Origin of the sequence: Chitinophaga sp., assembly GCF_036569125.1 — a bacterium.
Lineage (GTDB): Bacteria > Bacteroidota > Bacteroidia > Chitinophagales > Chitinophagaceae > Chitinophaga.
Genome location: NZ_DATCRF010000017.1, coordinates 1 through 3,494, shown reverse-complemented (window position 1 = coordinate 3,494; position 3,494 = coordinate 1). Strand labels below are relative to the sequence as shown.

The following is a 3,494-nucleotide window of genomic DNA, read 5'->3' as shown; positions in this document are numbered from 1 at the left end:
ATCGGCAATCCGCGAGTAGTCGTGCAGGTATTTTTCGTTGGCTTCCATTACCTGCAGCATGGGGTTGCTGCTGTACTGGATAGGGGTATGTTTGCTGCGTTCCTTTGGTTTCTGTACCCGGGCAAAACCACGGGCAATGTTGTCACAGATCACCAGGTCATCGGGCAGCAGCTCAAACCATTCACCTTTTACGCGTTTATGCTGGAAAGCCGTGTGCAGGCTTGTTTCCAGGTCATCCATAAGCGTAGTGGTGTATTGGCGTACCAGGCGGAAAACAATGGGCAGATGGGTATGGTAGGAAGAAAGCCTTTTTTGCAGATCCTGCGTTTTGCCGATCTTATAAAGGTTCTTCCCGGTTTTCAGTACATATACGGAATGTCCATTTTGCACCTGGTCCATGTACACGAAAATAAATAAATTATCAATGTGAAAAATGGTTTTTAGTCCATGGACCATAGCCGATGGTCCATAGACGACTTCGTTGGAGCCACAGACCATGATCCACGGCCTGCTTCACTTACCCTCCCACTGATCTATGCTTTGGGCCCTGGTCCATGTACTTTCCTTATCTTTACTCCTTACACCAACCCCCGCCATTCTTTATGTTCTATATAGCAGACCTCCATATCCATTCCCATTACTCCCGTGCTACCAGCAAGGATCTTAACCTGGAAACCCTTTACCAGTGGGCCCGGGTAAAAGGCATTCATGTAGTGGGCACCGGCGATTTTACACATCCGCAATGGTTCAGAGAACTACAGGAAAAACTGGAGCCGGATGGCAATGGTTTGTTCCGCCTGAAGAACCCGCCCGCAACACCGGCGCTGCCGGGCATGAAGGTGCAGGATATTGATGTACGTTTTTGCCTGACCTCCGAGATCAGCTCCATCTATAAATACGGCGACAAGGTGCGCAAGAACCATAACCTGGTATATGCGCCGGATTTTGAAACCGTAGCCCGCATCAATGCAAAGCTGTCTACTATCGGTAACCTGGCTTCAGATGGCCGGCCGATACTGGGTTTGCCATCGCGTGATCTGCTGGAGATCGTGCTGGCAGCTTCCGATCAGGCTTACCTGGTGCCCGCGCATGTGTGGACGCCCTGGTTCTCCACCCTGGGCTCCCGCGGCGGTTATGACAGTATCGACGAATGTTTCCGCGATCTTTCCGGTCACATCTTTGCTATTGAAACGGGCCTGTCATCCGATCCCGCCATGAACTGGCAATGGAGCGCGCTGGACCGCTTTACATTAATATCCAGCTCCGATGCACACTCACCGCAAAAGCTGGGACGGGAAGCCAACCTGTTTAATACAGAGCGCAGCTATGAAGGGCTGTTCAATGCCCTTAAAACGCAAAAGGGATTTTTAGGCACCTATGAGTTTTTTCCGGAAGAAGGCAAATATCATCACGACGGACACCGTAAATGCGGTATTTCCTGGCTGCCGGAAGAAAGTGTGCAGCATAACTGCTTATGCCCGCAATGCGGGGAGCCATTAACCATTGGCGTATTGCACCGCATTCAGAAACTCTCGGACCGTGCAACGCCGCAACGGCCGGAAGGTGCTGCCAGCTTCGATTACATTATTCCCCTGCCGGAGATCTTATCAGAAATAAAAGGCAGTGGTCCGGATAGTAAGGCCGTGCAGCAATTGTTCCATCAAACCATTTCTACTTTCGGCAATGAGTTCAATGTATTAAAAGAAGTGCCGGTGGAGGATCTGAACAAACAGGGCGGGCCGGTACTGGCAGAGGCCATCCGCCGCATGCGCGCCCAGGAAGTAAAACCGGTGCCGGGTTATGATGGCTTGTATGGCGTGATCAAAATATTTGAAGAAGGAGAGGTGAAAAACCTTTCCGGTCAGCTCTATCTGTTGGGCGGGCAGGAGACGCCTGCTGTTAAAAATAAGAAAGGCACTTTTGCCGGCGCCACCGCTGCAGTTCAGGCTTTTAGCCCGGTGGTGAAAGCGGTGAATGCACCCTTACAACTAAACCCTGCACAGGAACAGGTGAAGGCTGCGCTTAGCGGCGCCGTGTTAGTGACTGCGGGCCCGGGCACCGGCAAAACCAGCACGCTCATTCAATGGATCAGCCAACAGGTAACATCCGGGCAGGCCGCTCCCGGCCAGGTGCTGGCCATTACCTTTACACAAAAAGCCGCTGCAGAAATAAAAGAGCGCCTTACACATACCCTGGGCGATGATGTGCGGCCCATGCGGGTAGGCACTTTCCACGCCATTGCCTACCGCATGCTGCAGGACCGTTACCCGGAGCTGGATACGGTGTATGATGAGGAAAGCCGTTTATCCATTATCCGCTTCCTGTTCCCGGAGTTGAAGGAAAGCGATAGTAAAAAGCTCTGCGAAGCCCTGGCCAACCTGTTTGAGCTGGAAGACAGCAGCGGCTTTCCCAATATTCACAGCTATGCGGAACGCTATTGCGATTATGTGCAGCAACAGCATGCCGTGGATATCTCGCATATTTTAACACAGGTAGTAGATAGCTGGAAAAAAGAACCCGCCTGGCTGGAGCAATACCGGCGGCAGGTGCAGGCCATTGCGGTAGATGAGTTCCAGGACATCAACACCCTGCAATACACTTTTATTCAGCTGTTAGGCGCCGGAAAGAACATACTGGCTATTGGCGATCCTGACCAGGCTATTTATGGTTTCCGTGGTTCGGATGTAAAATTGTTCTTTCGTTTTGCAGCGGAGTTTAATGCACAGCAGATCAGTCTTACACAAAACTACCGCTCCACCCGCACCATACTGGAAGCCGCGGGGCAGGTGATACAGCATAATACGGTACGCAGCGGCTTGCAGCTGGACCCCAGCAAACATCAGGGCCCGCGTATTAAAGTTTATAATGCGCCGGATGCTTTGCAGGAAGCAAAATATATTATCCGGGAGATAGAAAAACAGGTGGGCGGGTTTCATCAGCTAACCAGTGGGGGTGCCCATAAAGGCGGGTATGTTTTTTCTGATATTGCTATTTTATTCCGTACCCATGCTGTGGGTAAGGAGCTGTTAACCCTGTTACAGCAATCGGATATTCCCGTGCACCTGAGCGATGGCAGGGCTTTGCTGGCACACGCACCATTTTCTGTGATAGCAGATATACTGCGCATTTATTTACATCCCGGTGATATGGTGGCTTTGCATGGGGTGCTGCATTATGCATTGGGATGGGAAAAGCAGGAGATCAGAACATACCTTTCACAGCTGCATACCAAACAGCAGGACTGGCGCATGCATGCACCAACTGCCATCAGTAAAAAAGCGAAAGACAATTTCCTGTTATGGAAAACCTTTTATGAGCAGCTGCCGGATGTGCTTTTGCAACGCGGGGCAGCAGGGGCTGTGCAGGCTATTTGCCGCCAGTATTTACCGGATGGTTTTTTGAAGGAAGATCAGCTGTTAAAGAAAGCAACCATCATCACCCTGGCTAAAGAAGCCCAGGCAGATGTGCACCGGTTTTTGGAAGACACCACTTTA

The 3,494-nt window shown here is 51.1% G+C and carries 2 protein-coding genes; one reads left to right on the top strand and one right to left on the bottom strand.

The features are described 5' to 3' along the window. Positions 1-399 (bottom strand): GIY-YIG nuclease family protein (locus VIM87_RS00635; RefSeq protein WP_331995094.1); only part of this gene is annotated, 399 nt, incomplete at its 3' end. A gap of 203 nt (positions 400-602) precedes the next feature. On the opposite strand from VIM87_RS00635, the gene VIM87_RS00630 reads away from it, so the two are divergent. Continuing rightward, positions 603-3,494 (top strand): UvrD-helicase domain-containing protein (locus tag VIM87_RS00630; RefSeq protein WP_331995093.1); only part of this gene is annotated, 2,892 nt, incomplete at its 3' end.